The sequence below is a fragment of the Streptomyces sp. NPDC013317 genome, assembly GCF_055563155.1.
Genome location: NZ_JBVHDX010000003.1, coordinates 584,586 through 611,423 on the forward strand (window position 1 = coordinate 584,586; position 26,838 = coordinate 611,423).

Annotated in this window: 20 protein-coding genes and 1 pseudogene; 5 read left to right on the plus strand and 16 right to left on the minus strand. The window is 72.2% G+C overall.

Features of this window, described 5'->3' with window-relative positions; translation table 11 throughout:
- Positions 1-71: 71 nt before the first annotated feature.
- Complete coding sequence (locus ACZ3IJ_RS11465) at positions 72-872, minus strand: crotonase/enoyl-CoA hydratase family protein (protein WP_467467454.1); 801 nt, start codon at positions 870-872, stop codon at positions 72-74.
- A gap of 183 nt (positions 873-1,055) precedes the next feature.
- Here ACZ3IJ_RS11465 and ACZ3IJ_RS11470 point away from each other — a divergent pair, with 183 nt between their 5' ends.
- Complete coding sequence (locus ACZ3IJ_RS11470; protein WP_467467455.1) at positions 1,056-2,693, plus strand: acyl-CoA synthetase; 1,638 nt, start codon at positions 1,056-1,058, stop codon at positions 2,691-2,693.
- A gap of 113 nt (positions 2,694-2,806) precedes the next feature.
- Positions 2,807-3,421, plus strand: coding sequence for a dihydrofolate reductase family protein (locus ACZ3IJ_RS11475; protein ID WP_467467456.1), 615 nt, complete (start codon positions 2,807-2,809; stop codon positions 3,419-3,421).
- Positions 3,422-3,437: 16 nt separating this feature from the next.
- On the opposite strand, the gene ACZ3IJ_RS11480 is transcribed toward ACZ3IJ_RS11475, so the two are convergent.
- On the minus strand, positions 3,438-4,958 hold the full coding sequence (locus ACZ3IJ_RS11480; RefSeq protein WP_467467457.1) for an alpha/beta fold hydrolase: 1,521 nt from the start codon (positions 4,956-4,958) through the stop codon (positions 3,438-3,440).
- Positions 4,959-5,059: 101 nt separating this feature from the next.
- On the opposite strand from ACZ3IJ_RS11480, the gene ACZ3IJ_RS11485 reads away from it, so the two are divergent.
- Positions 5,060-5,875: a pentapeptide repeat-containing protein gene (locus tag ACZ3IJ_RS11485; RefSeq protein WP_467467458.1), complete on the plus strand. Its 816-nt coding sequence runs from the start codon at positions 5,060-5,062 to the stop codon at positions 5,873-5,875.
- Here the strand turns inward: ACZ3IJ_RS11485 and ACZ3IJ_RS11490 are convergent.
- Together ACZ3IJ_RS11490 and ACZ3IJ_RS11495 are read right to left on the minus strand one after the other, a co-directional pair.
- Positions 5,872-6,649: pseudogene (locus ACZ3IJ_RS11490) on the minus strand (GNAT family N-acetyltransferase). The gene ACZ3IJ_RS11485 and the pseudogene ACZ3IJ_RS11490 overlap by 4 nt on opposite strands.
- Before the next feature lie 132 nt (positions 6,650-6,781).
- The gene (locus tag ACZ3IJ_RS11495; RefSeq protein ID WP_467467669.1) at positions 6,782-7,597 is read right to left on the minus strand and encodes a bestrophin-like domain; all 816 of its coding nucleotides are present in this window, start codon (positions 7,595-7,597) and stop codon (positions 6,782-6,784) included.
- A 160-nt stretch (positions 7,598-7,757) separates the two neighbouring features.
- Between ACZ3IJ_RS11495 and paaK the strand changes: the two genes are divergently transcribed.
- Complete coding sequence (paaK, locus tag ACZ3IJ_RS11500; RefSeq protein ID WP_467467459.1) at positions 7,758-9,047, plus strand: phenylacetate--CoA ligase PaaK; 1,290 nt, start codon at positions 7,758-7,760, stop codon at positions 9,045-9,047.
- A 38-nt stretch (positions 9,048-9,085) separates the two neighbouring features.
- On the opposite strand, the gene ACZ3IJ_RS11505 is transcribed toward paaK, so the two are convergent.
- The 5 genes from ACZ3IJ_RS11505 to ACZ3IJ_RS11525 all read right to left on the minus strand — a co-directional run bounded on the left by ACZ3IJ_RS11505 (position 9,086) and on the right by ACZ3IJ_RS11525 (position 15,653).
- Positions 9,086-10,588 carry a fatty acyl-CoA synthetase gene (locus ACZ3IJ_RS11505; RefSeq protein WP_467467460.1) on the minus strand — a complete coding sequence of 501 codons (1,503 nt, stop codon included), beginning with the start codon at positions 10,586-10,588 and terminating at the stop codon, positions 9,086-9,088.
- 71 nt (positions 10,589-10,659) lie between these two features.
- Positions 10,660-11,757 (minus strand): calcium:cation antiporter, encoded by a 1,098-nt coding sequence (locus ACZ3IJ_RS11510; protein ID WP_467467461.1) that lies wholly within the window; start codon positions 11,755-11,757, stop codon positions 10,660-10,662.
- A 149-nt stretch (positions 11,758-11,906) separates the two neighbouring features.
- Complete coding sequence (locus ACZ3IJ_RS11515) at positions 11,907-12,932, minus strand: aldo/keto reductase (protein ID WP_467467462.1); 1,026 nt, start codon at positions 12,930-12,932, stop codon at positions 11,907-11,909.
- 67 nt (positions 12,933-12,999) lie between these two features.
- A complete protein-coding gene (locus ACZ3IJ_RS11520) occupies positions 13,000-14,547 on the minus strand; it encodes an acyl-CoA synthetase (protein ID WP_467467463.1) in 1,548 nt (515 codons plus the stop codon).
- On the minus strand, positions 14,544-15,653 hold the full coding sequence (locus ACZ3IJ_RS11525; protein ID WP_467467464.1) for an NAD(P)H-dependent flavin oxidoreductase: 1,110 nt from the start codon (positions 15,651-15,653) through the stop codon (positions 14,544-14,546). Before ACZ3IJ_RS11525 ends, ACZ3IJ_RS11520 begins: the two co-directional genes overlap by 4 nt.
- A gap of 170 nt (positions 15,654-15,823) precedes the next feature.
- On the opposite strand from ACZ3IJ_RS11525, the gene ACZ3IJ_RS11530 reads away from it, so the two are divergent.
- A complete protein-coding gene (locus ACZ3IJ_RS11530; RefSeq protein ID WP_467467465.1) occupies positions 15,824-17,614 on the plus strand; it encodes a serine hydrolase domain-containing protein in 1,791 nt (596 codons plus the stop codon).
- Positions 17,615-17,685: 71 nt separating this feature from the next.
- Here the strand turns inward: ACZ3IJ_RS11530 and ACZ3IJ_RS11535 are convergent, their stop codons facing one another.
- The 7 genes from ACZ3IJ_RS11535 to ACZ3IJ_RS11565 form a co-directional block, all read right to left on the minus strand.
- The gene (locus ACZ3IJ_RS11535) at positions 17,686-18,585 is read right to left on the minus strand and encodes a proline iminopeptidase-family hydrolase (protein ID WP_467467466.1); all 900 of its coding nucleotides are present in this window, start codon (positions 18,583-18,585) and stop codon (positions 17,686-17,688) included.
- Between the two features lie 106 nt (positions 18,586-18,691).
- Positions 18,692-19,600, minus strand: a complete 909-nt coding sequence (locus ACZ3IJ_RS11540; RefSeq protein WP_391799261.1) for a LysR family transcriptional regulator — start codon at positions 19,598-19,600, stop codon at positions 18,692-18,694.
- A 4-nt stretch (positions 19,601-19,604) separates the two neighbouring features.
- The gene (locus tag ACZ3IJ_RS11545; protein ID WP_467467467.1) at positions 19,605-20,804 is read right to left on the minus strand and encodes a glycine C-acetyltransferase; all 1,200 of its coding nucleotides are present in this window, start codon (positions 20,802-20,804) and stop codon (positions 19,605-19,607) included.
- A 20-nt stretch (positions 20,805-20,824) separates the two neighbouring features.
- Positions 20,825-21,853 carry an L-threonine 3-dehydrogenase gene (gene tdh / locus ACZ3IJ_RS11550; protein WP_467467670.1) on the minus strand — a complete coding sequence of 343 codons (1,029 nt, stop codon included), beginning with the start codon at positions 21,851-21,853 and terminating at the stop codon, positions 20,825-20,827.
- A gap of 168 nt (positions 21,854-22,021) precedes the next feature.
- Positions 22,022-23,560 carry a phytoene desaturase family protein gene (locus ACZ3IJ_RS11555; protein ID WP_467467468.1) on the minus strand — a complete coding sequence of 513 codons (1,539 nt, stop codon included), beginning with the start codon at positions 23,558-23,560 and terminating at the stop codon, positions 22,022-22,024.
- Positions 23,561-23,660: 100 nt separating this feature from the next.
- On the minus strand, positions 23,661-25,931 hold the full coding sequence (locus ACZ3IJ_RS11560) for a serine/threonine-protein kinase (RefSeq protein ID WP_467467469.1): 2,271 nt from the start codon (positions 25,929-25,931) through the stop codon (positions 23,661-23,663).
- On the minus strand, positions 25,913-26,809 hold the full coding sequence (locus ACZ3IJ_RS11565; protein ID WP_467467470.1) for an oxygenase MpaB family protein: 897 nt from the start codon (positions 26,807-26,809) through the stop codon (positions 25,913-25,915). The genes ACZ3IJ_RS11560 and ACZ3IJ_RS11565 overlap by 19 nt, the downstream gene beginning before the upstream one ends.
- Positions 26,810-26,838 lie beyond the last annotated feature (29 nt).

The window sequence follows — 26,838 nt, forward strand, 5'->3', positions numbered from 1 at the left end:
GAGCTCACCCCGAACCGGGCTGAGGTCCCGGGATTTCCCGGGACGGGGAGCCCCCGGCCCGGGAAGGGAGCTCACTCCCGGCGGTAGACGGGCGGGCGTTTCTCCGCGAACGCGCGCGCCCCCTCCTTCGCGTCCGCCGTCTCGAAGATCGGCCAGCCGCGCTTCAGTTCCGCCGCCAGCCCCTCCCCTTCCGTCATCTCCGCCGTCTCGTACACCGACGCCTTCACCGCCTCGACCGCGAGCGGCCCGCAGGCGTTGATCTGCTCGGCGACGGACAGGGCCGCTTCGAGTGCGGTCCCGTCGGGGACGACGCGGCCGACCAGTCCGATCCGGGCCGCCTCCTCCGCGCCGTACGGACGCCCGGTGAGGAGCATCTCCAGCGCGTGGGTCCGGGCGATCTGGCGGGGCAGACGGACCGTCGAGCCGCCGATCGGGAACAGCCCGCGCTTCACCTCGAACAGTCCGAATGTCGCGGTGGCGCCCGCGATGCGGATGTCGGTGCCCTGCAGAATCTCGGTGCCGCCCGCGACGCAGTACCCCTCGACGGCGGCGATGACGGGCTTGCGGGGGCGGTGGTGGCGCAGCATCGCCTTCCAGTGCAGGTCGGGGTCGGTCTTCATCCGGTCCCGGTACCGCTCGCCCTCCATTCCCTTGCCCGCCAGCGCCTTCAGGTCCATCCCGGCGCAGAAGGAGCCGCCGGCGCCGGTGAGGACGACGGAGCGGATCGTGTCGTCGGCGTCGGCCTCCAGCCAGCCGTCGTAGAGCCCGACCAGCATGGGCAGTGAGAGCGCGTTCTTGGCCTCAGGCCGGTTGAGCGTGAGCACGAGTGTGGCGCCTTCGCGCTGCACGGTGAGGTGTTCTGTCCCACCCATGGACGTTCTCCCGTCTCCAGACCTAGAACAGGTTGCAGGAGGCGCGGGTCCAGTTCAATAGTTTTCTGACACCCAGTCAGATTCTTCTGCGCGCCCCCTTCCCACCTCCGCCGCCCGGCGCTCTAATGACCGCCGAGTCGGAGTCAGTTCGGGCCAGGACGACCAGCGAGGTCAGGAGGAACGGTGGAGTACAACCTTGCCGACCTGTTCGAATCGGTCGTGGACGTGGTCCCGGAGCGCGAGGCGCTCGTCTACGTCGACCACCCGGGCACGGGGGCGGAGCGCCGGCTCACGTACGCGGAGCTGGACACCGCGGCCAACCGTCTCGCCCACCATCTGATCGACGCCGGGATCCGGCCGGGCGAGCACCTGGGCCTGCACCTCTACAACGGGATCGAGTACCTGCAGACCGTCCTGGCCTGTCTCAAGGCACGGATCGTCCCGGTCAACGTGAACTACCGCTACGTGGAGGAGGAGCTGGTCTACCTCTACACGGACGCCGATCTGGCCGCGCTCGTCTTCGACGCCGAGTTCACCGGACGGGTCGCGGCCGCGCTGCCGCAGACGGAGAAGCTGCGGCACCTCGTGCGGGTGGGGACCCCGCGCGAGAACGCGCCCGCGCTCGACTGCGTGCCCTTCACGGAGGCGGAGGCGGCCGGTTCGCCGGAACGGGGCTTCGCCCCGCGCTCCGCGGACGACCTCTTCATCATCTACACCGGCGGTACCACGGGGATGCCGAAGGGCGTCATGTGGCGCCAGGAGGACCTCTTCTTCGCCGGGCTCTTCGGCGGCGACCCGGCGGGCGAGCCGGTCAAGCGGCCGGAGGAGCTCGCGGAGCGCGTGGCGGCGGGCGGCGCCGGGATCACGTTCTTCCCCGCTCCCCCGCTGATGCACGGAACCTCGACCCTGACCTCGTTCATCGCCTTCAACTACGGCCAGCGGGTGGTGATCCACCGCAAGTACGCGCCCGAGGAGGTGCTCCGGACGATCGAGAAGGAGAAGGTCTCCAGTGTGTCGCTGGTCGGTGACGCCATGCTCAGGCCGCTGATCGACGCGCTCCACGGGCCACTCAAGGGCACGGACCTCTCCTCCCTCTTCAGCGTCTCCTCGTCCGGGGCGATCATGTCGGAGACGGTACGGGCGCAGTTCCAGGCGCTCGTGCCCGGCGTCCTGCTCCTGAACAACTTCGGCTCCTCGGAGTCCGGCTCCAACGGAAAGGCGACGGACGACTCGGGCCCGGAGAGGGGCTTCCGCCTGGAGGTGAACGAGCGGACGCGGGTGGTCGACCCGGCGACGTACGAGGAGGTGGCCGTGGGCGAGCCCGGACGCCTCGCCCAGCGCGGACACGTGCCGCTCGGCTACTACAACGACCCGGCCAAGACGGCCGAGACCTTCTTCCGGAAGGGCGACGAGCGGTGGGTCCTGCTGGGCGACATGGCGACCGTCGACGAGCACGGCATCGTCACGGTCCTCGGCCGCGGTTCGCAGTGCATCAACACGGGCGGCGAGAAGGTCTACCCGGAGGAGGTCGAGCAGGCGCTCAAGTCCCATCCGGACGTGTACGACGCGCTCGTGGCCGGGGTTCCCGACGCGAAGTGGGGCAACCATGTGGCGGCCGTCGTCCAGCTGCGCGCCGGGGCCCCCGCGCTCGACCTGGAGACCGTCCAGGCCCACTGCCGTACCCGGCTCGCCGGGTACAAGATCCCCCGCCAGCTCGTGATCACCGACCGCATCGAGCGTTCCCCCAGCGGCAAGGCGGACTACCGCTGGGCCCGCTCGGTGGCCGCCGCCGAGGACCCGCGGTCCCCCTCACGCTCCTGAGCACCGACGCCGCCGTGCACTCCGGGCCTGCCGAACCACCTCATCGAGGCGTGCCGGGCGCGGCGTCGTCGCAGGGGGCCGGTGGGGCGAGGCCGTCCTGATATGACTCGGACATGACGCGCATCATCGCCGACATCTCGGTCTCGCTCGACGGCTATGTCACCGGTCCCGATCCCGGTCCGGAGAGCGGTCTGGGCACGGGGGGCGAGGCCCTGCACACCTGGGCGTTCTCCGACGACGCCGAGGACCGCCGGATCCTGCGCGAGGGGACCGTCCGCTCGGGGGCCGTCGTTCTCGGTCGTCGCCTCTTCGACCTCGTGGACGGGCCGCAGGGCTGGGACGACACGACCGGTTACGGCGCCGGCGAGGTCGGCAGGCCCGCGTTCGTGGTCGTGACGAGTTCGCCACCGGAATCGGTGCGTCTCACCGATCTCGACTGGACCTTCGTCACCGGCGGTCTCCCCGAGGCCGTCGCCGTCGCGCGCGAACGCGCCGAAGCGGCCTCCTCGGTCAGGGACGAGGACCTCGACGTCGTCCTCATGGGCGGCGGTGCGACGATCGGCTCGGCCTTCGAGGCCGGGCTCGTCGACGCGCTGTCCCTGCACCTCGCGCCCGTCGTCCTGGGCTCCGGGACGCCCCTGTTCACCGGCGGAACCCCGCGCACGCTGGTGCGGCGGAGCGTGACCCCGACATCGACCGCGACGCACCTGATGTACGACGTCCTCTGACCGCCGCCCCGGGGGGTCAGATGCCGAACTCCCGCAGCGCGGCGAGGAACTCGGCCGGCCGGGAGGTGTGGATCTCGTGACCGGTCCCGATCGTGACGAGTCGGCCCTCGGGCAGTCGGTCCGCCATCCAGAGCAGCCGCTCCTGCGCGAGGCGGCTGCTCTCGCCCCCGGCCAGGACCAGGGTCGGTGAGGTGATTCCGGTGACGCCCTCGCGCCAGGCGGGGTCCGGCTCGTTCAGCTGGGCGTCGGTGGCGAGGACGACATCCCAGTCGAGAACCGGGGGGCCTTCGGGGCGGTCCGCCTGGCCGCGCGGCGGGTCCAGCGGGAAGAAGACGGGCGCCTCCTCAAGGACCAGCCGGCCGATAAGGCCCGGGTCGTCCATGGCGAGGAGGTAGGCCGCGGCGCCGCCCATCGAGTGGGCGACCACGTCGGCACCGCCGAGATCCAGCGCCTTCATGAACCCGCGCAGCTCGTCGCGGAACGCGTCGAAGCCGTACGGGCCGGTCCAGTCGCTGAGGCCGTGCCCGCGCAGGTCGACGGCGTACACACGTCGGTCGCCGGCCAGCTCCTCGGCGATCCGCGCCCAGTCGGCGCCGCTCCCGCCGCGGCCGTGGACCAGCACGACGGGCGGGGCACCCTCCTCACCCCACACCCGGTACGCGAGCCGCACCCCGTCCACGGCGACCGTGCGCACCTCCGGGTCGAGGAACGCGGCGATCGGACGGGCGAAGGCCGCCGCGTCGTCGACCCAGGGGAAGTGCCCAGCGCCGCGCTGGACCGCCACCTCGGCGTGCGGGAAGCACTCCGCGAGCTCCGCCGCCCGCGCCGGGGAGGGACCGCCGTCGTACTCCCCCGCCAGGATCAGGACCGGCGCGGTGAGGGCGCTCAGCGCCGCCCGGGTCGCCCCGGCGTCGAAGGCGCCGGGTGCGTAGTAGGCGGCCGCGGCGTCCCAGTGGATCTCGTCGACCGCCGCGGCGGCGTGGGCCCGGGCGGCCTCGTCCCACCGTCCGTAGGCGAAGGGGGAGGCGATCTCCATGACCCGCACCATGGGTGTGTCGGTGTCGATCGTCGCGAGGGCGGCCCGCGCCCCGGCGTACCAGGGCTGGTCGGCGAAGACCTCGCCGGCCCTGTCCCACTCCTCGTCCGTGATGTCGATGCCCACCGCCCTAGCGCCCGGGGTGACCAGGACGAGGGAGCGGACCCGCTCGGGGTGCGCCGCCGCGTAGAGGGTGGCCAGGTTCCCGGCGGCCGAGTGGCCGAGCAGGTCGACGCTGTCCAGGCCGAGATGGTCGCGGAGCGCCTCGACGTCCGCCACCTGCCGGTCGCAGCGGTACGAGGCGGGGTCCGCGGGTGCGCCACTCGCACCGGTACCGCGGAGGTGGAGCACGATCAGCCTGCGACGCGCGGCAAGGCCGCCGAGCTCGCCGAAGTACGCGGTGTCGCGCATGGGGCCGCCGGGCAGACAGACGAGCGGCTCGCCGTCCCCCCGTACGTCATAGGCGAGTTCGGTCCCGTCGTACGTCGTGAAGGTCGGCATGGCACCGATCGTCGGCGATGCCCGATGATCTTCGCAACCGATTTCTCCCACGGCGCGATACGGTGGGGATCCACCCCCGTCGACGAAGGAACAGCACACCCATGCCCGAGACCCTCCGAGGCGACTGCGCCGACTGCTTCGGACTCTGCTGCGTCGCGCTCCCCTTCGCGAAGTCCGCGGACTTCGCGGTGAGCAAGTCCTCGGGCGAGCCGTGCCGGAACCTCCAGGAGGACTTCCGCTGCTCCATCCACACCAGGCTGCGGCCGAGCGGGTTCTCGGGGTGCACGGTCTACGACTGCTTCGGAGCGGGCCAGAAGGTCTCCCAGGTCACCTTCCACGGTGTCTCCTGGCGCGAGGCCCCGGAGACCTCGCGCCAGATGTACGAGGTGTTCCCCGTGATGCGCCAGCTCCACGAGCTGCTGCGCTACCTCACCGAGGCCCTCGCCCGACCCGCCGCCCGCCCGGTCCACGGCGAGCTGCGGCACGCCCTCGCCCGGGTGGAGCGGCTGACGGAGGGGTCGGCGGACGACCTGGAGAAGCTCGACGTCGCCGCCGTGCGCGGCGAGGTCAACCCGCTCCTCCTGAGGACGAGCACGCTGGTGCGGGCGACCGCGGGCGGCAAGGCCAGGAGCCGGCGGGGCGCGGACCTGATGGGGGCACGGCTCAGAGGAGCCGAGCTGCGGGGCGCGGACCTGCGCGGCGCTCTGCTGATCGCCGCCGACCTCACGGGCGCGGACCTGTCCCTCGCCGATCTGATCGGCGCGGATCTGCGCGACGCCGAGCTGTCCGGGGCGGACCTCACCGGCGCCCTGTTCCTCACCCAGCCGCAGCTGAACGCGGCCCGCGGCGACGGCACGACCCGCCTCCCGGAAGGCTTCGAACGCCCCACCCACTGGGCGCGCCAGCCGTCAGGCTAGGGGGCGTACACGTACGGCGTGGTCGTCGTGAGGGCGGCGAAGCCGAGGCGCTGGAGGATGGGGCGGCTCGTCTCGGCCGCGTTCGACCTGGACGAAGCGGTGGCCCCGCTCCAGGGCGATCCGTGTGCGGAAGGCGACAAGCGCCCGGTACAGGCCCTTGCCCCGCCACGGCTCGACCGTGCCGCCGCCCCACAGGCCCGCGAAGTCCGTGCCGGGGTACAGCTCGAGGCGCGCGGCGCTGACGGGTTCGTCGCCGGCCATGGCGAGTACGGCGGCGACGGTGTCGGGGGTGGCGGCGAGCTGGTCGAGGAGCTGGCGGCCGATGTGGGAGCTGTCACCGCCGAAGGCCCGGTCGTGGACCTCGGACACCAGCTTCACCCCGGCGGCGTCGGTGACGGGGACCAGTTCGACGCCCTCGGGAAGGTCCACGGAGGTGGGCAGCGTGGCGGCCTCGGCGACCATCAGGGTCTCCGGCTCCTCGGCGGTGAAGCCGGCGGCGAGCAGGCGCTCGGCGAGGTCGGCCGGGCCGTCGTGTCCGTACACCTTCCACTCGAAGGGCAGACCGAGCTCCGTGTAGTGCCGGATCTGTCCGGCGATGGCCTCGTCGGCGTCCCGCTCCTGGAGACCGGACCAGAGGACCCCGTTCCAGGCGTGGGCCGGGCCGGTCTGCCGCACCACGGGGCCGACCCGCTCCACCCGTGCGCCGGGCCCGTCGGGGCGGGCGCCGAGGCGCAGTTGACGGTCGAAGAGGGCGCGGAGCGCTGCGTGGTCCATGCACGGCACTCCAGCACCCGTGCCGGGGCGCGGCAAGTGGATTTCCGCGCCCCGACGAGCCGGGGAACGTGCACCGTGGGGTGAGGCGCGCGGGCTCCGCCGTCCGTGCGGCGTCGCACGGGGGACGCCCTGTCATCGCACGGCGGACGCCTCCCGGACGGGCTCCCAGAACTGCGCCAGCGCGCCTTCCCGGTACGGAGCGGGGCTGACGCTCAGCTCCCCCGCGAAGGGCCGGTCGAGGACGACGACCAGGAGGAGGCTGAAGCCGATGAGCGCCGCCACCGAAGCGACGAAGAGCAGTTGCATCCGCCGGCTCCGCATGCCGTAGAGGAAGGTCAACGGGATGATCACCAGCGCGCCTCCGACGGCGAGCACCTGAAGGAGGGGCGGCAGCTGCTGGCCGGCCATGGTGAGCCGGGCCCGGCGGTCGCCGGCCACCTCGTCCAGCGTGGCGACCGCCTGGGCGTAGAAGGTCTTCTGCGACTCGGTGACGGGCTCGTACGCCTGCAGGGCGTCGTACAGCTCCTCGAGCCTCCGTCCGGTGACGGAGTAGTCCGCGGTGCCCTCACGCATGAGCGGCCACTGCACCTCGACGACGGTGTGCACATAGCCGGAGGCCGCCGCGTTCACCCGGGCCTGTTCCGCCGGCGGGAAGGCGCGGGCGTCCCTCACGATCAGCGCGACACCGGTCGCCTCGGCCGCGACGACGTTCTGGGTGTTCTCCATCTGGGTCCACAGGGTGACGATGACGAACGCGAGGATGATCCCGTAGATGGCGCCGAACATCCCGAGGACGACGCCCACCATGTCGTTGTGCTCGCCGTCGGCGAGCCGGGGGTGTCTGCGGCGCAGCAGCACGCTGCCGGTGAGTGCCGCGAGTACGGTGCCGCCGACGATCAGGACGGCGAGGGTGAGGGTACCGACGTGGTTGAGCAGCCAGAGAATCACGGTCACTCAGCGTAGGGGAGTGATCACGGGAGCAGAAAATCGTCGCCGCCCTCTTGCCATGGGCCGGGTCCGGCCGGATTTACTGACCTCACTACATCTACCGAATGATCGGTAGTCCGATTTCAGACGTTCAGGGCGTTCGGACGGGAGTGGGCGGCACATGACGGATCTGCTGGACAGCGGCGAACGGCTCGGGCGCGAGGAGCTTGAGGCACTCCAGCTGGAGCGGCTGCGTGCGACGCTGCGCCACGCGTACGAGAACGTGGACTTCTACCGGCAGTCCTTCGACAAGGCGGGGACGCACCCCGACGACTGCCGCTCGCTGGCCGACCTCGCCCGCTTCCCGTTCACCGTCAAGACCGACCTGCGGGACCACTACCCCTTCGGGATGTTCGCGGTCGACCAGTCCGAGGTCCGGCGCATCCACGCCTCCAGCGGGACCACGGGCCGCCCGACGGTGGTCGGCTACACCGACCGCGACCTGGACACCTGGGCCGACGTCGTGGCGCGCTCGATCCGCGCGGCGGGCGGCAGGCCGGGCCACAAGGTCCATGTGGCGTACGGGTACGGCCTGTTCACCGGCGGTCTCGGCGCGCACTACGGCGCGGAGCGGCTCGGCTGTACGGTCATCCCCGCCTCGGGTGGCATGACGGCCCGTCAAGTGCAGCTGATCCAGGACTTCAAACCCGAGATCATCATGGTCACGCCCTCGTACATGCTCACCCTGCTCGACGAGTTCGAGCGGCAGGGGGTGGATCCGCGGACGACCTCGCTCAAGGTCGGGATATTCGGCGCCGAGCCGTGGACCGAGGCGATGCGCCGGGAGATCGAGGAGCGCTTCGCCATCGACGCCGTCGACATCTACGGGCTCTCGGAGGTGATGGGCCCGGGCGTCGCGCAGGAGTGCGTGGAGACCAAGGACGGCCTGCACATCTGGGAGGACCACTTCTACCCGGAGATCGTGGACCCGTTCACGGGAGAGGTCCTGCCGGAGGGCGAGGAGGGCGAGCTGGTGTTCACCTCCCTCACCAAGGAGGCCATGCCCGTCATCCGGTACCGCACCCGCGACCTGACCCGGCTGCTGCCGGGCACGGCGCGGGTGTTCCGGCGGATGGAGAAGGTCACGGGCCGCAGCGACGACATGGTGATCCTGCGCGGGGTGAACCTCTTCCCCACCCAGATCGAGGAGATCGTCCTGCGGACGCCGGCGGTGGCCCCGCACTTCCAGCTGAAGCTGACCCGGGAGGGGCGGCTCGACGCGCTGACCGTACGGGCCGAGGCGCGCCCTGACGCCTCCCCAGAACAGCGGGCGGAGGCGTCCCGGACGATCGCGCAGGCGGTGAAGGACGGCGTCGGGGTCTCGGTCGCGGTCGAGGTGGTCGACCCCGAGACGCTGGAGCGGTCGGTGGGCAAGATCAAGCGGATCGTGGACCTGCGGGGCGAGCACTGACCGGCTTCTTCTCCGGAGGGCAAGCCGGTCGCGCGCCGTCAGGAGGCGGCGAAGCGGTCGCGCAGCTCGCGCTTGAGGATCTTTCCGCTGGCGTTGCGCGGCAGCTCGTCCACGAAGAGGATCTTCTTCGGGGCTTTGAAGTGGGCGAGCTTCTCACGGGCGTGGGCGAGGAGTTCGGCCTCGGTCACCCCGGCCGCGCGGGGGACGACGACGGCCGTGACCGCCTCGATCCAGCGGTCGTCCGGCAGACCCACGACGGCGACCTCGGCCACCCCCGGATGGGTGTACAGGGCGTCCTCGACCTGGCGTGAGGCGACCAGCACACCGCCGGAGTTGATGACGTCCTTCACGCGGTCCACGACCGTGTAGTAGCCCTCCGCGTCGCGCACGGCGAGGTCGCCCGAGCGGAACCAGCCACCGCGGAAGGCGGCCCTGGTCTCGTCCGGCTTGTCCCAGTAGCCGTCGCACAGCTGCGGTGAGCGGTAGACGATCTCGCCGGGTGTGCCGTCGGGAACCTCCGCTCCGTGCTCGTCGACGACCTTGGCCTCGACGAACCGCACCGGCTTCCCGCAGGAGTCCATCCGCCCCTCGTGCTCGTCGGGGCCGAGGACGGTGGCGAGCGGACCGATCTCGCTCTGACCGAAGCAGTTGTAGAAGCGCAGGCCGGGCAGCCGTTCGCGCAGCCGCTCCAGCACGGGCACCGGCATGATCGACGCACCGTAGTACGCCTTGCGGAGGGCGGAGAGGTCGCGGCCGGCGAACTCCGGGTGGTCGGACAGCCCGATCCACACGGTCGGCGGCGCGAAGAGGCTGTCGGCGCGGCCCTCCTCGATCAGGTCGAAGAGCGCCTTCGGATCGGGCCCGTCGACGATGGTGTTCTCGGCACCGACCGCGAGGTAGGGCATCAGGAAGACGTGCATCTGCGCGGAGTGGTACAGCGGCAGCGAGTGGACGGGCTTGTCGTCCTCGTGCAGGTCGAGGGCCTCGATGGCACTGGCGTACTCGTGGACGAGCGCCCGGTGGGTCATCCGGGCGCCCTTGGGCAGGGCGGTCGTGCCGGAGGTGTAGAGCAGTTGGACGTACTCGCGCGCGTCGCGGTCGGTGTCGTACGTCTCGGGCTCGGCGAGCGCCGCGAGGAAGGAGTCCTCGGTGTCCCGCAGGGCCCGCACCGGCAGGTCGGCCGGAACCCGGTCGGCGAGCGCGGGGTCCGCGAGGACCAGCGAACTGCCCGACTGACGCAGGATGTAGTCGAGGTCGTCGCCGCTGAGGTGGTGGTTGACGGGGACGTGGATCAGATCCGCGCGGGAGCAGGCGAGGAAGGCGATGAGGTACGCGTCGGAGTTGTGGGCGTACGTCGCGACGCGGGCCCGCTCCCCGAGCCCGTACCGCTCGCGCAGAACGGCGGCCGCGGTGGTCACGGCCGCGTCCAGCTCGGCATAGGTCCAGGCGCGGTCCGCGTACCGCAGGGCGGTCCGCTCGGGGGTGCGCTGGGCGCTCATGCGCAGGACGCCGTCGACGGTCCGGGTGAGGAGTCGTTCCATGCCGGGATCCTCGGCGGCCCCGTGCGACGGGTCAAGTACCGGAGCGGGCCGGCTGCGTTGCCGAGCCCGTGTCAGGGGCTGAACGACAGGAAGACGAACGCGGCGAAGATCGCGAGATGGACGCCGCCCTGGAGCAGGGTGGCCCGGCCGGGCACCACGGTCAGCGCGCTCACGACGGCGGTGAGCACGAGCAGGACCATGTGGACGGCACCGACGCCCAGGATCAGGGGCCCGGAGAGCCAGATCGAGGCGAGGGCGATCGCCGGGATGGTCAGGCCGATGCTGGCGATCGCGGAGCCGTAGGCGAGGTTGAGGCTGGTCTGCATCCGGTCCCGGCGTGCGGCGCGCACGGCGGCGAGCGTCTCGGGGAGCAGCACCATCAGGGCGATGATCACGCCGACGACGGCCTTGGGCAGGCCGGCCGACTCGACGCCGTCCTCGATGGTCGGCGAGATGATCTTGGCTAGACCCACCACAGCGACGAGCGCCAGCAGGAGCAGACCGAGGCTCGCCACGGTCTCCCGGACGCTCGGCGGATCGGCGTGGTCGTCCTCGGACTCGTGCCCGGGACGCGCGACGGGGAGGAAGTAGTCGCGGTGCCGGAACGTCTGGACGGCGACGAACACTCCGTACAGACAGAGCGAGGCGACGGCGGCGAAGGCGAGCTGCGCCCCGGAGAACTCGGGGCCGGGGTGACTGGTGGTGAAGGTCGGCAGGACCAGGGTCATCGTCGCGAGCGTGCAGACCGTGGCGACGGCGCCGCCGGACCCCTCGGCGTTGAAGACGGCGACGCGGTTGCGCAGGGCGCCCACGAGAAGGGAGAGACCGACGATGCCGTTGCAGGTGATCATGACGGCGGCGAAGACGGTGTCACGGGCGTAGGTGGAGGCCTTGTCGCCGCCGCCTGCCATCAGGGTGACGATCAGTCCGACCTCGATGACCGTGACGGCGACGGCGAGGACGAGCGACCCGAAGGGCTCGCCCACGCGGTGGGCGACGACCTCGGCGTGATGGACGGCGGCCAGGACGGCGGCGAACAGACAGGCCGCGACGAGACCGATGACGAAGCCGGGGAGACCGCGTCCCCATGTGAGCCCGAGAGTGACGGCCGCGAGGACCGGTCCCCACGTCGTCCACTGCCGTACCAGTCCCGCCTCGCTCGAACTCATGCCCTGCATCCTGCCATAAAGGAGACATGCGCCGACTTGCGGCCTATGCTCCACCCGGCTCCGTGGTCCACTCGGCTCCGTGGTCCACCCGGCTCCGCGCTCCGGGCGGCCCCCGTGCCCCCGCGGTCCGGGACCGGCCGCTGCGTCGGTCAGCCGAGCCGGCGCCCGTCGACCCTCGGGTGGCTGTCGCCGAACACCCACGGACTCGTCCCGTCGATGAAGTCGTGGGGGAAGCCGCGCGTGAACTCCGTGGCCGCCTCCAGCCGCTCGACGACCTCCTGGGGCAGCGTCACCTCGAGTGCTCCGAGGTTGTCCTTGAGCTGGTCCGCCGAGCGGACGCCGACGATCGGGAGCACGGCCCGGGACCGGTGGCGCGCCCAGGCTAGCGCGACCTGCGAGGGGGTGACTCCCAGTTCGTCGGCGGCGTCCTGCACCGCGCGCGCGACAGCGAGGTCCCGGTCGGAGAGGGAGTCGACGGAGTACCGCGAGGTCGCGCCCGGTCCGCCCGGCCGGGTGTACTTGCCGGACAGGACGCCGCCGGCCAGCGGACTCCACGCGGTGACGCTCATGCCGAACGCCTCTGCCATCGGCAGCAGTTCGCGCTCGGCGTCGCGCTGGAGCAGGCTGTACGGCACCTGAAGTCCCGCGAAGGGCTGCCAGCCGCGCCACTCCGCCAGGGTGTTGGCGCGGGCGACGAGCCAGGCGGGGGCGTCGGAGATGCCGACGTAGAGGACCTTGCCGGCGTGCACGGCGGCGTCGAGGGCGCTCATCGTCTCCTCGATCGGCGTGTGCCGGTCCCAGATGTGGACCCAGTAGACGTCGACGTGGTCCGTGCGCAGCCGCCTGAGGCTCGTCTCCAGGGAGCGGACGAGGTTCTTGCGGTGGTTGCCGCCCGCGTTCGGGTCGGTCGCGTCGCGGGTGACGGTGTACTTGGTGCCGAGGACGAACCGGTCGCGACGCCCGGCGAGCAGCTCGCCGAGGATCGTCTCGCTCTCGCCGCCCTGGTAGTTCACGGCCGTGTCGATGGCGTTGCCGCCCGCGTCGGCGTACAGGTCGACGATCCTGCGGGCCTCCTCCGGCGAGGTGCCGACGCCGCCCTCCTCACCGAAGGTCATCGCGCCGAGCATCAGCTCGGACACGCGCAGGCCGGTTCGGCCGAAGAGTCGGTAGCGCACAGCGGAACACACCTTCCGGGGCCGGGGCACGACGGTTCGACTGTACGTGACCCGGCCCGGAAGCCGGCTAGAGCGGGCGCTCGCGACCCTCCCAGTAGGGCTCCCTGAGCCTGCGCTTGTAGAGCTTGCCGTTCGGATCCCGGGGCATGGCGGCGATGAAGTCCACCGACTTGGGGCGCTTGTAGCCGGCGAGGCGCTCCTCGCAGTGCGCCAGGATCTCCGCGGCGAGCGCGGCGCCGGCTTCGTGGCCCTCGGCCGCCTCGACGACGGCCTTCACCTCCTCGCCCCAGTCGGCGTGCGGGATGCCGAAGGCCGCGGCGTCGGCGACCGCGGGATGGGTCAGGAGCGCCGACTCGATCTCGGCGGGATAGATGTTGACCCCGCCCGAGATGATCATGTCGATCTTGCGGTCGCGGAGGAAGAGATAGCCGTCCTCGTCGAGGACGCCCAGGTCGCCAACCGTGAAGAAGTCGCCGATGCGGTTCTTCGCCGTCTTCGCCTCGTCCTTGTGATACGAGAAGCCGCCGGTGCTCATCTTCATGTAGACGGTGCCGAGTTCGCCGGCCGGGAGGCGGTTGCCGTCGTCGTCGAAGACGGCGAGTTCGCTGATGGGCCAGGCCTTGCCGACCGTGCCGGGCTTCTTCAGCCAGTCCTCGGCCGTGGCGAAGGCGCCGCCGCCCTCGCTGGCCGCGTAGTACTCCTCCACACAGCTCCCCCACCAGTCGATCATCGCCCGCTTGACGTGGTCGGGGCAGGGCGCGGCGCCGTGGATGGCGTGGCGCATCGACGAGACGTCGTACCGGCTCCGTACTTCCTCGGGCAGCGCGAGCAGCCGGTGGAACTGGGTGGGGACCATGTGCGTGTGGGTGCAGTCGTGGGCGTCGATGAGCCGCAGCATCTCCTCGGGGGTCCACTTGTCCATGAGGACGAGCGGATGGCCGATGTGGAGCGCGGCGCCGGCGAACTGCAGCACGGCCGTGTGGTAGAGCGGCGAGCAGACGAGGTGCACGTTTCCGTCGAAGGGCCTGATCCCGAAGATGCCGAGGAAGCCTCCGAGGTACGTCTCCTCGGGGAGCTTTCCCGGCAGCGGGCGGCGGATTCCGCGGGGGCGGCCGGTGGTGCCGGAGGTGTAGTTCATGACCCAGCCGAGGGTGCGGTCCTCCGGGACGGACTCGGGTCGGCCGTCCAGGAGTTCGGCGTACGGCCGGAACCCCGGCACCGTTCCCACGGCGTAGCGGTGGGTGGCGGGCAGGCCCGCCTCGTCGGCGGCGGCCGTCGCGGCGGGCCCGAAACGCTCGTGGGCGACGAGGACCTTGGCACCGGAGTCCGCGACGATCCAGGCGATCTCGGGTCCGACGAGATGGTGGTTGACGGGGACGAGATAGAACCCGGCCTGGGAGGCGGCGAGATACGCGGCGAGGAACTCCACGCCGTTGGGCAGGACGACGGCGAAGGCGTCGCCCCGCTCCAGGCCGGCCGCGCGCAACCCGTGGACCAGGCGGTTCACGTCGGCGTGGAGCCGTCCTGCCGTCCACTGCTCGCCGTCCGGCGCGATCAGCACCGTACGGGCGGGGTCGGCGGTGGCCTGGGACCAGAAACCGTTCGTCTCACTCACGGGGCACTCCGTCCGGCGATGCGGTTGATGCGGTCGACGGCCCTCTCGAACCCGCTGGTGAGCTCGTCGAAGACCTGCTGCACACTGCGCTCGGAATTCATCCGGCCGACGATCTGCCCGACCGGTGTGCCGAGCAGCGGATCGACCTCGTACTTCTGGATACGGGAGACGGCCTCGGCGACCAGCAGCCCCTGGAGTGGCATGGGGAGGGTGCCGGGGCCCGCCGGGTCGTCCCACGCGTCGGTCCACTCGGTGCGGAGCTGGCGGGCGGGCTTGCCGGTCAGGGCGCGGGAGCGCACGGTGTCGCCGGAGCCGGCGGCGAGGAGCTTGGCGGTGAGGGCGCGCGAGTGGAGGTCGGCCTCGGTGGTGGTGAGCCAGAGCGAGCCGAGCCAGACGCCCTGGGCGCCGAGCGCGAGCCCGGCGGCGATCTGCTCGCCGCTGCCGATGCCGCCGGCGGCGAGGACGGGCAGCGGGGAGACGGCGTCGACGACGTCGGGGGTGAGGACCATGGAGGCGATCTCGCCGGTGTGGCCGCCGGCCTCGTACCCCTGGGCGACGACGACGTCGATGCCTGCCTCGGCGTGGTGGCGGGCGTGCCGGGCGCTGCCCGCGAGCGCCGCGACGAGCACGTCGTGGTCGTGGGCTCGCCGGACCACGTCGGCGGGCGGGGAGCCGAGGGCGTTGGCGAGGAGCTTGATGGGGTAGTCGAACGCGACGTCGAGCTGGTTGCGGGCGACCTGCTCCATCCAGCCGGTGATGCGCCAGCCGGAGGCCTCGCCCTCGGCGAGTTCGGGTACGCCGTGCTTGGCGAGGGTGGTGCGGACGAACTCGCGGTGCCCTTCGGGGATCATCGCCTCGACGTCGGACTCGCTCACCCCTTCGACCTTCTTCGCGGGCATGACGACGTCGAGCCCGTACGGCAGTCCGTCGGTGTGGTCCTGCATCCAGTCGAGGTCGCGGGCGAGCTCGTCGGGGGCGGTGTACCGGACCGCTCCGAGGACACCGAAGCCGCCGGCTCTGGTGATGGCGGCGGCCACCGCGGGGAAGGGCGTGAAGCCGAAGATGGCGTGCTCGATCCCCAGTTTTTGGCTCAGCTCCGTCTTCATGGGCGGCAGGATGCCGCAGGGGATCGGCCGAGGGAAGAGATTTTCTGATGCAGTGTCAGATTCTTTGCCCGACCGCCCGCTTCCTTGACGCCCCCTCACCCCGGTAAGAAAGTTTCAGCCGTTGCGCGTGTGGCCGAAGGATTCTTTCAGAGGCGTGGGAGAGGGTAGGCATGACGGAGGAATCGGCAGGAGTCGCGGTGGGCCGGGGCATCGGTCGCCGGGCGTTCGGCGGCCGGGTGCTCGCCCTGGGAGGTGCGTTGATGGTCGGCTCGATCCCGGGGGCCGCCGCGGCCTCCGCACCCGGGGGCGGACGGACGACCCTGCGGCACGGGTCCGCCGAGCGGGCCGGGCTGCTGCCGGAGCACCTGGACCGGCTGGTCGCCGACGCCGAGGCGTTTCTCGGCCCCTCCCCCCGGCACCCCTGGTACGCGGGAGCGGTCCTGCTCGCCGGGCGCGGCGGAACGGTCGCGCTGCACCGGCCGATCGGGGCGGCGGTGCGGTACGCGGGGTACGACGAGACGACGGACAGCGGGATCGAACTGCCCGCGGACCAGCAGATCCCGATGGCGGCGGACACGGTCTTCGACCTGGCGTCCGTCTCGAAGCTGTTCACCTCGATCCTGGCGGTGCAGCAGATCGAGCGCGGGGCGCTCGATCTGGAGGCGCGGGTCACGAGGTATCTGCCGGAGTTCGGCGGCGGCGGGAAGCAGGACGTCACGGTCCGTCAGCTGCTGACGCACACCTCGGGGTTCCGGGCCTGGATCCCGCTCTTCAAGGAGCCGACGCGGGAGGGGAAGCTGCGGCTGCTCTGGGCGGAGACGCCGGCCAGCCCGCCCGGGACCCGCTACCTCTACTCGGATCTGAACCTGATCTCGCTCCAGTTGGTCCTGGAGGAGATCACCGGTCGCACCCTGGATGTCCTGCTCCGGAACGAGATCACCGCTCCGCTTCGGATGCACCGCACGCGTTTCAACCCCCCGCTCTCCTGGCGGCCGAAGATCGCGGCGACGGAGGACGCCCGGCTGCCCTGGTCCGGCCTGGACCGCGGCATGGTCTGGGGGGAGGTACACGACGAGAACGCCTACGCCCTGGGCGGGGTGGCCGGCCACGCGGGCGTGTTCTCCTGCGCCTGGGACCTCGCGGTCCTCGCCCGCACCCTGCTCAACGGCGGTGCGTACGGCGACGCCCGGATCCTGGTCCCCGAGTCCGTGGAGCTGATGTTCACCGACTTCAACACCGACTTCCCGGGCGACGAGCACGGTCTCGGCTTCGAGCTCTACCAGCACTGGTACATGGGCGCGATGGCGACCCCGCGCTCGGCCGGCCACACCGGGTTCACCGGTACGAGCCTGGTCCTGGACCCCACGACGGACGCGTTCCTCGTCGTGCTCGGAAACTCCGTCCACCCGGTCCGCTCGTGGCGTACCGGCTCGGCGCCCCGGGTCGCCGCGGCGAACAACCTGGCCAGGGCGGTGCCCGTCCGCCCGACGCACGGCCGGGCGGCCTGGTTCTCCGGCATGGCGAGCGCGACGACCTCCACCCTGACACTGCCGCCGCTCGGCGGTGCGGGACGGCTGGAGTGCGCCCTGTGGTGGGACACCGAGCCGGGCGTGGACGCCGCCCTCCTGGAGGCGTCCACGGACGGCGGCGCGACCTGGGGGCCGGTCCCGTTCACCACCGTACGGAGAGGGCAGGAGCCGCGGGAGCGCCCGGCCGGCTCGGTGAGCGGCTGGTCCGGGCGCGTCTGGCACGAGGCGGTCGCCGACCTGACGGCCCTGAGCGGCGCCGCCTCCGTACGGCTGCGGTGGCGGTACACGACGGACAGGCTCTACGTCGGACGCGGCGTGTACGTCGACGGCCTGCGGGTCCTCGGCCGCTCGGGGCACCCGATCTTCGACGCCTCGCGCCCCGCGGACGCGTCCCGGATCGAGGCCGTGGGCTGGGCCGGGTCGGCGGACTGAGCCGCTCGCGCGAGGCGGGGTGCGGTCGCGCGGAGGCGGGGTGCGGTCGCGCGAGGCGGGGGCAGCCAGGTTCAGGCCGCGACCTGCTCGGCCTCCACCCGGGAGAGGAAGCCCTCCACCACCTGGCGGTAGTGCTCCGGCTCCTCGGCGGAGGCCATGTGGGCGCTCTCCTCGAAGAGTGTCCACACGGCGCCCGGAATGCTCTCCACCACGGGGCGGACCACCGTGGGGGTCACCATGTCGTGGCGGCCCGAGGTCACCAGGACCGGCAGGTCGATCTCGCCCAGCCGGTCGGCGACGCTCCAGTCCTTCAGACTGCCCGTGACGTTCCACTCCGGCCCCCACAGCGCCGCGTTCACGTCCTCCCGCATGGCGAGCACGGAGCGCACCAGGTGCTCGGGCCAGGGGTCGAGGCGGCAGAGCCAGCGCTGGTAGAAGGCCATGGTGGCCCCCAGGTAGGCGTCGTCGTCGGTCGTCCCCTCCGCCTCGCTCCGGTCGATGACCTCGCGGAGCTCGGCGGGGAGGGAGTCCTTCAGCCGCCGCGCCTCGGCGGCGTACGCGGGCGCGTCGGCGACCACGCCCGCCAGGACGAGGCCCGCCACGCCGGACGGCCTGCCGAGGACGTACTCCAGGGCCACCTGGCTGCCCCAGGAGTGGCCGAGCAGATGGACACGGTCGAGCCCCAGCTCCCGGCGCAGTGCGCCGATCTCGGCCACGAAGGTCTCGAGGGTCCACAGCGCGGGGTCCTGCGCCTGTTCGGACCTGCCGCAGCCGAGCTGGTCGTAGAAGACGACGGCGCGACCGCCTCCGTCGGCGAGCGCCCCGAGGTCCTCCAGGTAGTCGTGCGACAGGCCGGGGCCGCCGTGCACCACGAGGAGAGGCGGCTTCCCGTCGGGGCCGGGGAGCCTGCCGACGACCCGGTACCAGGTGTGGTAGCCGCGGAACGGCACGGTGCCTTCGGTGACGGCCATGGCGCCTCCTGGGGAGATCGGCGTTCCTCCCATCATGGGCAGGGCGCGCGGGAGCGCGCACGCGCAGGCCCCGGCGGGCCTCGGTCTGCCGGTGCGGCCGCCGGCCTCAGCCTGCCGGTGCGGCCGCCGCCCGCAGGGCCGCGAGGACCGGGCTGATGAGGGGGTGCTCCTCGGCTCCTCTGCGCACGGCGGCGAAGACGCGGCGGGTGGGCGCCACGCCGTCCACCGGGCGGATCACCACCTCGTCGAGGGGCGCGCCGCGCAGCGCGGAGCGCGGCACGAGCGCCACGCCCGCGCCCGCCGAGGCGAGGGCGACGACGGCCCGGAAATCGTCGGAGGAGTGCTCGAGGCGGGGTTCGAAGCCGGCGTACTCGCAGGCCAGGACGGTCACGTCATGGCAGGGGTTCCCGGCGGACTGGCCGATCCAGGCGTCCTTGGCGAGATCGGCGAGGGCGATCCGCTCGTCGCCGGCGAGCGGGTGCCCGGGCGGCAGGACGGCGTCGAACGGCTCGGCGTACAGCGGTACGCGGGTGAGTCTGGCGTCGTCCTCGCCGGGAGCGCCCCGGTACTCGACGGCCACGGCGACGTCGACCTGGCGGTCCAGGACCATCAGCAGGCTCTCGTCGCCCTCCGCGTCCCGTACCCGGACGCGTATGCCGGGCGACGTGCGGGCGAGACCGCTGATGGCGGGGGCGACGACGAGGCCGATGCCGGTGGCGAAGGCCGCGACCGTGACCGTGCCGGCCTCGCCCGAGCCGTAGGCGGCGAGCTCGGACTCGGCACGCTCCAGCTGGGCGAGGACCGCGTTGGCGTGGCTGAGGAGGATCTCCCCCGCCGGGGTGAGACGCGCCCCGCGGGCGTTGCGCTCGACGAGGCGGTGGCCGGTCTCCTGCTCCAGGGCGGCGAGCTGCTGCGAGACGGCCGAGGGGGTGAGATACAGCGCGGCGGCAGCCGCCGTGACGGTGCGGTGGTCGGCCACCGCCCGGAGGATGTGCAGCCGCCGCGCTTCGATCATGCCCCTAGTTTCGCAGGGCGGCGCGCGCGTCGACGAACGCGTCCACAGCCCGGTTCACATCATCGGACGAATGGGCCGCCGAGAGCTGGACCCGGATGCGGGCCTGGCCCTGCGGGACGACCGGGTACGAGAAGCCGATCACGTACACACCGCGCTCCAGGAGCAGCTCCGCCATCCGTCCGGCCTCGGACGCGTCACCGATCATGACGGGCGCGATGGCGTGGTCGCCGGGGAGGATGTCGAAGCCCTCCGCGGTCATGCGGGTGCGGAAGAGCTCGGTGTTGGCGCGCAGCCGCTCGCGCAGGTCGCCGGCGGACTCCAGCAGGTCGAGGACCTTGAGGGAGGCGGCGGCGATGACCGGCGCCAGGGTGTTGGAGAAGAGGTACGGGCGCGAGCGCTGGCGCAGCAGGGCGACGATCTCGGCGCGGGCGGCGACGTAGCCGCCGGAGGCGCCGCCGAGGGCCTTGCCGAGGGTGCCGGTGATGATGTCGACCCGGTCCATGACGCCGTGCAGCTCGGGGGTGCCGCGACCGCCGGGGCCGACGAAGCCGACGGCGTGGGAGTCGTCGACCATGACCATGGCGTCGTAGCGCTCGGCCAGGTCGCAGATCTCGCCGAGCGGGGCGACGTAGCCGTCCATCGAGAACACGCCGTCGGTGACGACCAGCTTGCGCCGGGCGCCGCCCTCCGTGGCCTCCTTGAGCTGCTGCTCCAGGTCGGCCATGTCGCGGTTGGCGTAGCGGAAGCGGCGGGCCTTGGAGAGGCGGATGCCGTCGATGATCGAGGCGTGGTTGAGGGCGTCGGAGATGACGGCGTCCTCGGGGCCGAGCAGCGTCTCGAAGACACCGCCGTTGGCGTCGAAGCAGGAGGAGTAGAGGATCGTGTCCTCCTGGCCGAGGAACGAGGAGAGACGGGCCTCCAGCTCCTTGTGCACCTCCTGCGTGCCGCAGATGAAGCGCACGGACGCCATGCCGTAGCCCCAGCGGTCGAGCGCCTCGTGGGCGGCGGCGATCACCTCGGGGTGGTCGGCGAGGCCGAGGTAGTTGTTGGCGCAGAAGTTGAGCACCTCGCCCGGCTGACCACCGGCGGTGACGGCGACGGTCGCGGACTGGGGCGTGCCGATCACGCGCTCGGGCTTGTGCAGCCCGGCGGCGCGGATCTCGTCGAGGGTGGTACGGAGGTCGTCGCGTACGGAAGTGAACATGGTTCGGTCCTTTGAGGGGATCAGACGGTCCAGTCGAGGATGATCTTGCCGCCCTTGCCGGACGCGGCGTCGTCGAAGGCGGCCTCGAAGTCGGTGTACGCGTAGCGGCCGGTGATCACCGGGGCGAGGTCCAGTCCGCCCTCCAGAAGGACGGACATGGCGTACCAGGTCTCGAACATCTCGCGGCCGTAGATGCCCTTGATCGTGATCATGGAGGTGACGATCTTCGCCCAGTCGACGGAGAAGTCCTCCGCGGGCAGACCCAGCATGGCGATCTTGCCGCCGTTGGTCATGTTCGCGACCATGTCGCGCATCGCGCGCGGGTTGCCGGACATCTCCAGGCCGACGTCGAAGCCCTCCTTGAGGCCGAGCGTGCGCTGGCCGTCGGCGATCGTCTGCTCGGCGACGTTCAGCGCGAGGGAGACGCCCGTCTTGCGGGCGAGCGCGAGGCGCTCCTCGCTGACGTCGGTGATGACGACGTTGCGCGCGCCGGCGTGCTTGGCCACGGCCGCAGCCATGATCCCGATCGGGCCCGCGCCGGTGACGAGGACGTCCTCGCCGACGAGCGGGAAGGAGAGCGCGGTGTGCACGGCGTTGCCGAACGGGTCGAAGATCGCGGCGACGTCGAGGTCGACGGGGACGCGGTGCACCCAGACGTTGGACGCGGGCAGGGCGACGTACTCGGCGAACGCGCCGTCGCGGCCGACACCGAGGCCGACGGTGGCGCGGCAGAGGTGGCGGCGGCCGGCCAGACAGTTGCGGCACTTTCCGCACACGAGGTGGCCCTCGCCGCTGACCAGGTCGCCGATGGCGATGTCGGCGACGTCACGGCCGGTCTCGACGACCTCGCCGACGAACTCGTGGCCGAGGGTCAGTGGCGTGGCGATGGTCTTCTGTGCCCACCCGTCCCAGGAGCGGATGTGCAGATCCGTCCCGCAGATACCGGTCCGCTTGACCTTGATCAGTACGTCTCCGGCGCCGATCTCCGGCTCCGGTACGTCCATGAGCCAGAGTCCCGGCTCCGCGTTCTGCTTGACCAGCGCCTTCAATGCCATGGCTCCCGACGTGCGTGTCCTGTGACCTTCGGGGTCCGGGCGCGGGTTCGCGCCCAAGATCCCCGAAGGAAATCTTCCGTACGTCAGGCTCCCGGTCCATCGAGGTTTTCTTAAGCACCGCCACAGGTGAGCTTCACGCCGTCGGCAGGACGCGGCCTCCCGTCAGCGTCCGAGGGCCGCCATGGCGGCGTTGTGGCCGGGGATGCCGCTCACTCCGCCGCCCCTGACCGCGCCCGCGCCGCAGAGGAGGACGTTGGCGTGCTCAGTCTCGACGCCCCAGCGGCCGGTGCCCTCTTCCCCGTAGGGGAAGGAGAGGTCGCGGTGAAAGATGTGACCGCCGGGCAGCCGCAGGTCGCGTTCGAGGTCGAGCGGGGTCTTGGCCTCGATGCAGGGGCGGCCCTCGTCGTCGACGGCCAGGCAGTCGGCCAGCGGTTCGTCGAGCACGGCGTCGAGTTCGGCCAGGGTCGCCTTGAGGAGAGCGGCGCGGGCGGAGTCGTTGTCGGCGGCGAACAGCCGGGCGGGGGTGTGCAGTCCGAAGAGCGTGAGGGTCTGGTAGCCGCGCTCGGCGAGGTCCGCGCCGAGGATGCTCGGGTCGGTCAGCGAGTGGCAGTAGATCTCGGAGGGCGGCGCGCTCGGCAGCCGGCCGGCGGCGGCTTCGGCGTAGGCCGTGGCCAACTGGCCGTAGCCCTCGGCGATGTGGAAGGTGCCGGCGAACGCCTCGCGCGGGTCGACGGACCGGTCACGGAGCCTCGGCAGCCGGGTGAGGAGCATGTTGACCTTGAGCTGGGCGCCTTCGGCGGGCGTCGGGGGTGCCTCGCCGAGCAGGGCCGCGAGCGCCTGGGGTGAGGCGTTCACGAGCGTGTGCGCCGCCGCGACGACTCCCTCACCCTCGGCCGTGCGGTAGGAGACCTCGGCTCGGACCCCGTCGGTCTCGATCCGGGTGACCTCGTGCCCGGTGCGGATCTCCGCGCCCGCGGCGCGGGCGGCGGCCGCGAGGGCGTCGGTGAGTGCGCCCATGCCGCCGACGGGGACGTCCCAGTCGCCGGTGCCGCCGCCGATGACGTGGTAGAGGAAGCAGCGGTTCTGCAGCAGCGAGGGGTCGTGGGCGTCGGCGAACGTGCCGATCAGCGCGTCGGTCAGGACGACGCCCCGGACGAGGTCGTCGGCGAAGGTCTCCTCGACTGCGGCGCCGATCGGCTGCTCGAAGAGCATCCGCCACGCGGTCTCGTCGGCCACGCGGGCGCGCAGCTCCTCGCGGGACGGCAGCGGCTCGGTGAGCGTGGGGAAGACGCGTTCGGCGACCTCTCCCGTACGGCCGTAGAAGGCCTGCCAGGCCTCGTACTCCCGGTCGGAGCCGGTGAGCGCGGCGAAGGAGGCACGGGTGCGCGCCTCGCCGCCGCCGACGAGCAGGCCGCCGTCGCCCTTCGGGGTGTACGAGGAGATGGACCGTTTCCGCACCGCGAACCGCAGGCCCAGCTCACGCACGATCTTCGGCGGCAGCAGGGAGACGAGGTACGAGTACCGGGAGAGCCGGGCGTCGACCCCCGCGAAGGGCCGGGTGGAGACGGCGGCTCCACCGGTGGAGCCGAGGCGTTCCAGGACGAGGACGGTACGTCCGGCGCGGGCCAGGTAGGCGGCGGCGACCAGTCCGTTGTGGCCACCACCGACGATGACGGCGTCGTACGAGCGCTGTGCGGTCATGTCTCTTGCTAACACGCGAAGATCGCCCCGCGGAACCCCGCGTGCGCGGATGGGCCGGACGCGCCGCCGCCGGCGGCGGGGCCGGCACGAAACGGGGGAGTTAGGGCGTGTGCTCCCGGGCGGCCTGGGGGCCGTCGGTGTCCTGCGGGGTGGCGACCCTGCGGTAGAGCTCGACGGCCTCCGTGTGGCGGCCGAGCCGTTCGAGGCAGTCGGCCTCGTCGTGGCGGCTGGCGAGGGTGTCCGGGTGGTCGTCTCCGAGCGCACGCGCGCGTGCCCGGGCGACGTGGTGGTAGACCGCGAGCGCGTCCTCCCAGCGTGCGAGCCAGCCGAGGCCCACGGCGATCTCGCGACGGCTGACGAGTGTGTCCGGGTGGTCCTCGCCGAGGACCCGCTCGCGGATCGACCACACGTCGCGGGCCTCCTCCACGGCCTCCTCCCACCGGGAGAGACGGCCGAGGTTGACGCCGAGGCCGTGACGGGCGCGCAGCGTCTCGGGGTCCTCGGGGCCGAGGACACGCGTGCGGGCGTCGACGAGGGCGCGGTAGACGTCGAGGGCCTCGGCGCTCCGGCCGAGGCGGCCCAGACAGATGCCGACCTCGTAGCGGGCGGCGAGGGTGTCGCCGTGGTCCGGGCCGAGGACGGCGCCCCGCGCCGCGGCGACCTCGCGGTAGGTGGAGAGCGCCTCCGCCCAGCGCCCCAACCGGCCCAGGTTGTACGCCACTTCGTACCGCGTCACCAGCGTGTCGGGGTGGTCGTCCCCGAGCAGCCGGGCACGCGCCTCGGCCACCTCCGCCGCCATCCGGTACGACTCGTCGAGCCGCCCCAGCCGGCCCAGGTTGAACGCCAGGTTGTGGCGGCAGCGCAGGGTGTCGGGGTGCTCCGGGCCCATGGTGCGCTCACGCGAGGCGAGCACTCCCGCGTAGACCTCGTGCGCCTCGGCATGGCGCCCGAGGCGGCCCAGGACGTACGCCGTCTCCTGGCGCGCGGCCAGGGTGTCGGGGTGGTCCACGCCGAGGACCCGCTCGCGCGCCTCGGCCACCCGACCGAACTCGCGCAGGGCGTCGGACGGCCGGGCGAGCCTGCTGAGCGTGAACCCGAGTTCGTACCCGCTGGTGAGCGTGTCGGGGTGGTCGGGTCCGAGGGCGCGGCGGCGGTCCTCGACGACGGACCGGTGCACGTCCTCCGCCTCGCGCCAGCGGCCGAGCCTGCCGAGGCTGAGCCCCGCCTTGTGCCGGCTGGCGAGCACGGCGAGGAGTTCCGGCGCCGGAGCGGGCCGTTCGGCGCGTTCGGCGGTCCGCCGGGGCGGCACGGGCGACGCGGTCGTCCACTCCCCCGTGAGCTCGGCGGCCGGGTCGGACGCCAGGGTGCGCAGCGCGAGGGACACGGTGGTGACGCGGAGTCCGGTGGTCATCCCCCTGGCCCAGGAGGGAAGCGGGCGGGATGCCGGCTCCCGGTCGCGCGTCCCGGCGTACGCCGGACCGAGCCCCGGCACCGGGCCGTACGCGGACACCGGTCCCGGGCCCGTGCGGGCGGTGACGATCCTGCGGCGCAGGTCGCTCGCGTCCGTGGGCCGCCCGTCCGGCGTCTTCGCGAGCAGGTCGAGGACGATCCGGTCCAGGTAGTCGGGAAGCTCCGCGCGGTGCGTCCGCAGCGGTTCGGGCGGGGTGTCGCGATGGCCGACGAGGATGGCCCAGGCGTCCTCCAGGTCGAAGGGCGGGGCGCCGGTGGCGATCTCGTACAGCACGCACCCGAGCGAGTACAGGTCGCTGCGGTGGTCGATCTCGCCGCCGCTGATCTGCTCCGGCGACATGTAGTGCGGTGTGCCCATGGCGATGCCCGTGCCGGTGAGCTTGGAGGTGAAGCCGATGTCGGCGCCCAGGCGCGCTATCCCGAAGTCACAGATCTTCACGGCGCCGTCGCCGAGTCGCATGATGTTGGCGGGCTTGAGGTCGCGGTGGACGATGCCCTGGCGGTGCGTGTAGGCGAGGGCCTCGGCGACCTGTTCCGCGATGTCCACGACGTCGTGGACCGGCAGCGGGTGCTGCTTGTTCTCCTCCAGGAGCTGGCTGAGGTTGTGTCCCTCCAGCAGCTCCATGACGAGGAAGAGCACGCCGTCGTACTCGCCGAAGTCATGGACGACGGTGACACCGCGGTGCTGGAGGGAGGCGGCGACCCGGGCCTCCCGCCGGAACCGTTCGCGCAGCACCGTCATGAAGGCCGGATCCCGTTGCGGCCCCAGCGGCTTGAGGCACTTGACCGCGACCCTGCGGCCGAGCGACTCGTCGGTGGCACGCCACACCTCGCCCATACCGCCCCGCCCGATCACGTCGTGCAGCCGGTACCGGCCCTGGATCAGCCTGGTGTCCGCCATCGCGTGCTGTCGCCCCCGTTGATGTTCCGCGCCCTCCCCGGCGGGTCCAGTATGGCCGCCTTGTGCCTGAGTGTGTACGGCGCGGGGCGCGCTTCGGGGCCCAGCCGTGCCATCGCTTTCAAGATGTGACCTGGCGGCAGCCGCCAGCGGAGCCCGGCCGGGACGGAGCGCAGCAGATTGGCCGTGGCGGTGAGCCGGTACGTGACGGTGTCGGCAGGCGGCGCGGCCCTGCCGTAGAGCTCATGGGCGTAGTGGGGCAGGGAGTCGTACGCGAGTGCTGCCACGCGCCGCCAGATGATCTCGCGCGCCGGGACGAGGGCGGATCCGACGGGTGGGCGGCGCAGGAAGGCGTCCACCGTGCGGGCGTCCTCGCCCGCCGCGAGCTGTGGCCGGGCGTCCTCGAAGTAGGAGGCGAGTTCGCCGGCGGTGGCGGGGACGGTACGCGGGTCGAGTCCGACGAGCCGGGCGGAGACGCGGTGTTCGTCGATGTAGCGGTCGGCCTGGGCGTCGGTGAGGGGGATGCCTGAGCGGCGTACGACCGACAGGTACGAGTCGACCTCGGCGCAGTGCACCCAGAGGAGGAGCTCGGGGTCGTCGACCCCGAGCAGCCGGTGGATCTTCCGTACGCGTGCGCCGGCGGCCTCGGCGGCATCGGTGGTGCCGTAGCTGATCGTGCCGACGAAGTCCGCGGTGCGCAGCAGCCGGCCCCAGGCGTCGTTCCTGAAGTCGCTGTTGATCATGACGCCGCGTACGGCGACGGGGTGCAGCGCCTGCAGGTACAGGGCGCGGACGCCGGCGATCCACATCACCGGGTCGCCGTGCAGCTGCCAGGTGACGGAGTCGGGACCGAAGAGCCCGGGGTCGGCGTCCTGCCTCATGACGTCCAGGCTACGGGTGGCGACGGCGG

Bases quoted from the DNA above. Each gene is read 5' to 3' on its own strand.
- ACZ3IJ_RS11525 (WP_467467464.1), bottom strand. From the start codon at position 15,653: ATGAAGACGGAGCTGAGCCAAAAACTGGGGATCGAGCACGCCATCTTC.
- ACZ3IJ_RS11555 (WP_467467468.1), bottom strand. From the start codon at position 23,560: ATGACCGCACAGCGCTCGTACGACGCCGTCATCGTCGGTGGTGGCCAC.
- ACZ3IJ_RS11560 (WP_467467469.1), bottom strand. From the start codon at position 25,931: ATGGCGGACACCAGGCTGATCCAGGGCCGGTACCGGCTGCACGACGTG.
- ACZ3IJ_RS11540 (WP_391799261.1), bottom strand. From the start codon at position 19,600: ATGATCGAAGCGCGGCGGCTGCACATCCTCCGGGCGGTGGCCGACCAC.
- ACZ3IJ_RS11465 (WP_467467454.1), bottom strand. From the start codon at position 872: ATGGGTGGGACAGAACACCTCACCGTGCAGCGCGAAGGCGCCACACTC.
- paaK (WP_467467459.1), top strand. From the start codon at position 7,758: ATGACGGATCTGCTGGACAGCGGCGAACGGCTCGGGCGCGAGGAGCTT.
- ACZ3IJ_RS11485 (WP_467467458.1), top strand. From the start codon at position 5,060: ATGCCCGAGACCCTCCGAGGCGACTGCGCCGACTGCTTCGGACTCTGC.
- ACZ3IJ_RS11565 (WP_467467470.1), bottom strand. From the start codon at position 26,809: ATGAGGCAGGACGCCGACCCCGGGCTCTTCGGTCCCGACTCCGTCACC.
- ACZ3IJ_RS11480 (WP_467467457.1), bottom strand. From the start codon at position 4,958: ATGCCGACCTTCACGACGTACGACGGGACCGAACTCGCCTATGACGTA.
- ACZ3IJ_RS11530 (WP_467467465.1), top strand. From the start codon at position 15,824: ATGACGGAGGAATCGGCAGGAGTCGCGGTGGGCCGGGGCATCGGTCGC.
- ACZ3IJ_RS11505 (WP_467467460.1), bottom strand. From the start codon at position 10,588: ATGGAACGACTCCTCACCCGGACCGTCGACGGCGTCCTGCGCATGAGC.
- ACZ3IJ_RS11510 (WP_467467461.1), bottom strand. From the start codon at position 11,757: ATGAGTTCGAGCGAGGCGGGACTGGTACGGCAGTGGACGACGTGGGGA.
- ACZ3IJ_RS11545 (WP_467467467.1), bottom strand. From the start codon at position 20,804: ATGTTCACTTCCGTACGCGACGACCTCCGTACCACCCTCGACGAGATC.
- ACZ3IJ_RS11475 (WP_467467456.1), top strand. From the start codon at position 2,807: ATGACGCGCATCATCGCCGACATCTCGGTCTCGCTCGACGGCTATGTC.
- ACZ3IJ_RS11535 (WP_467467466.1), bottom strand. From the start codon at position 18,585: ATGGCCGTCACCGAAGGCACCGTGCCGTTCCGCGGCTACCACACCTGG.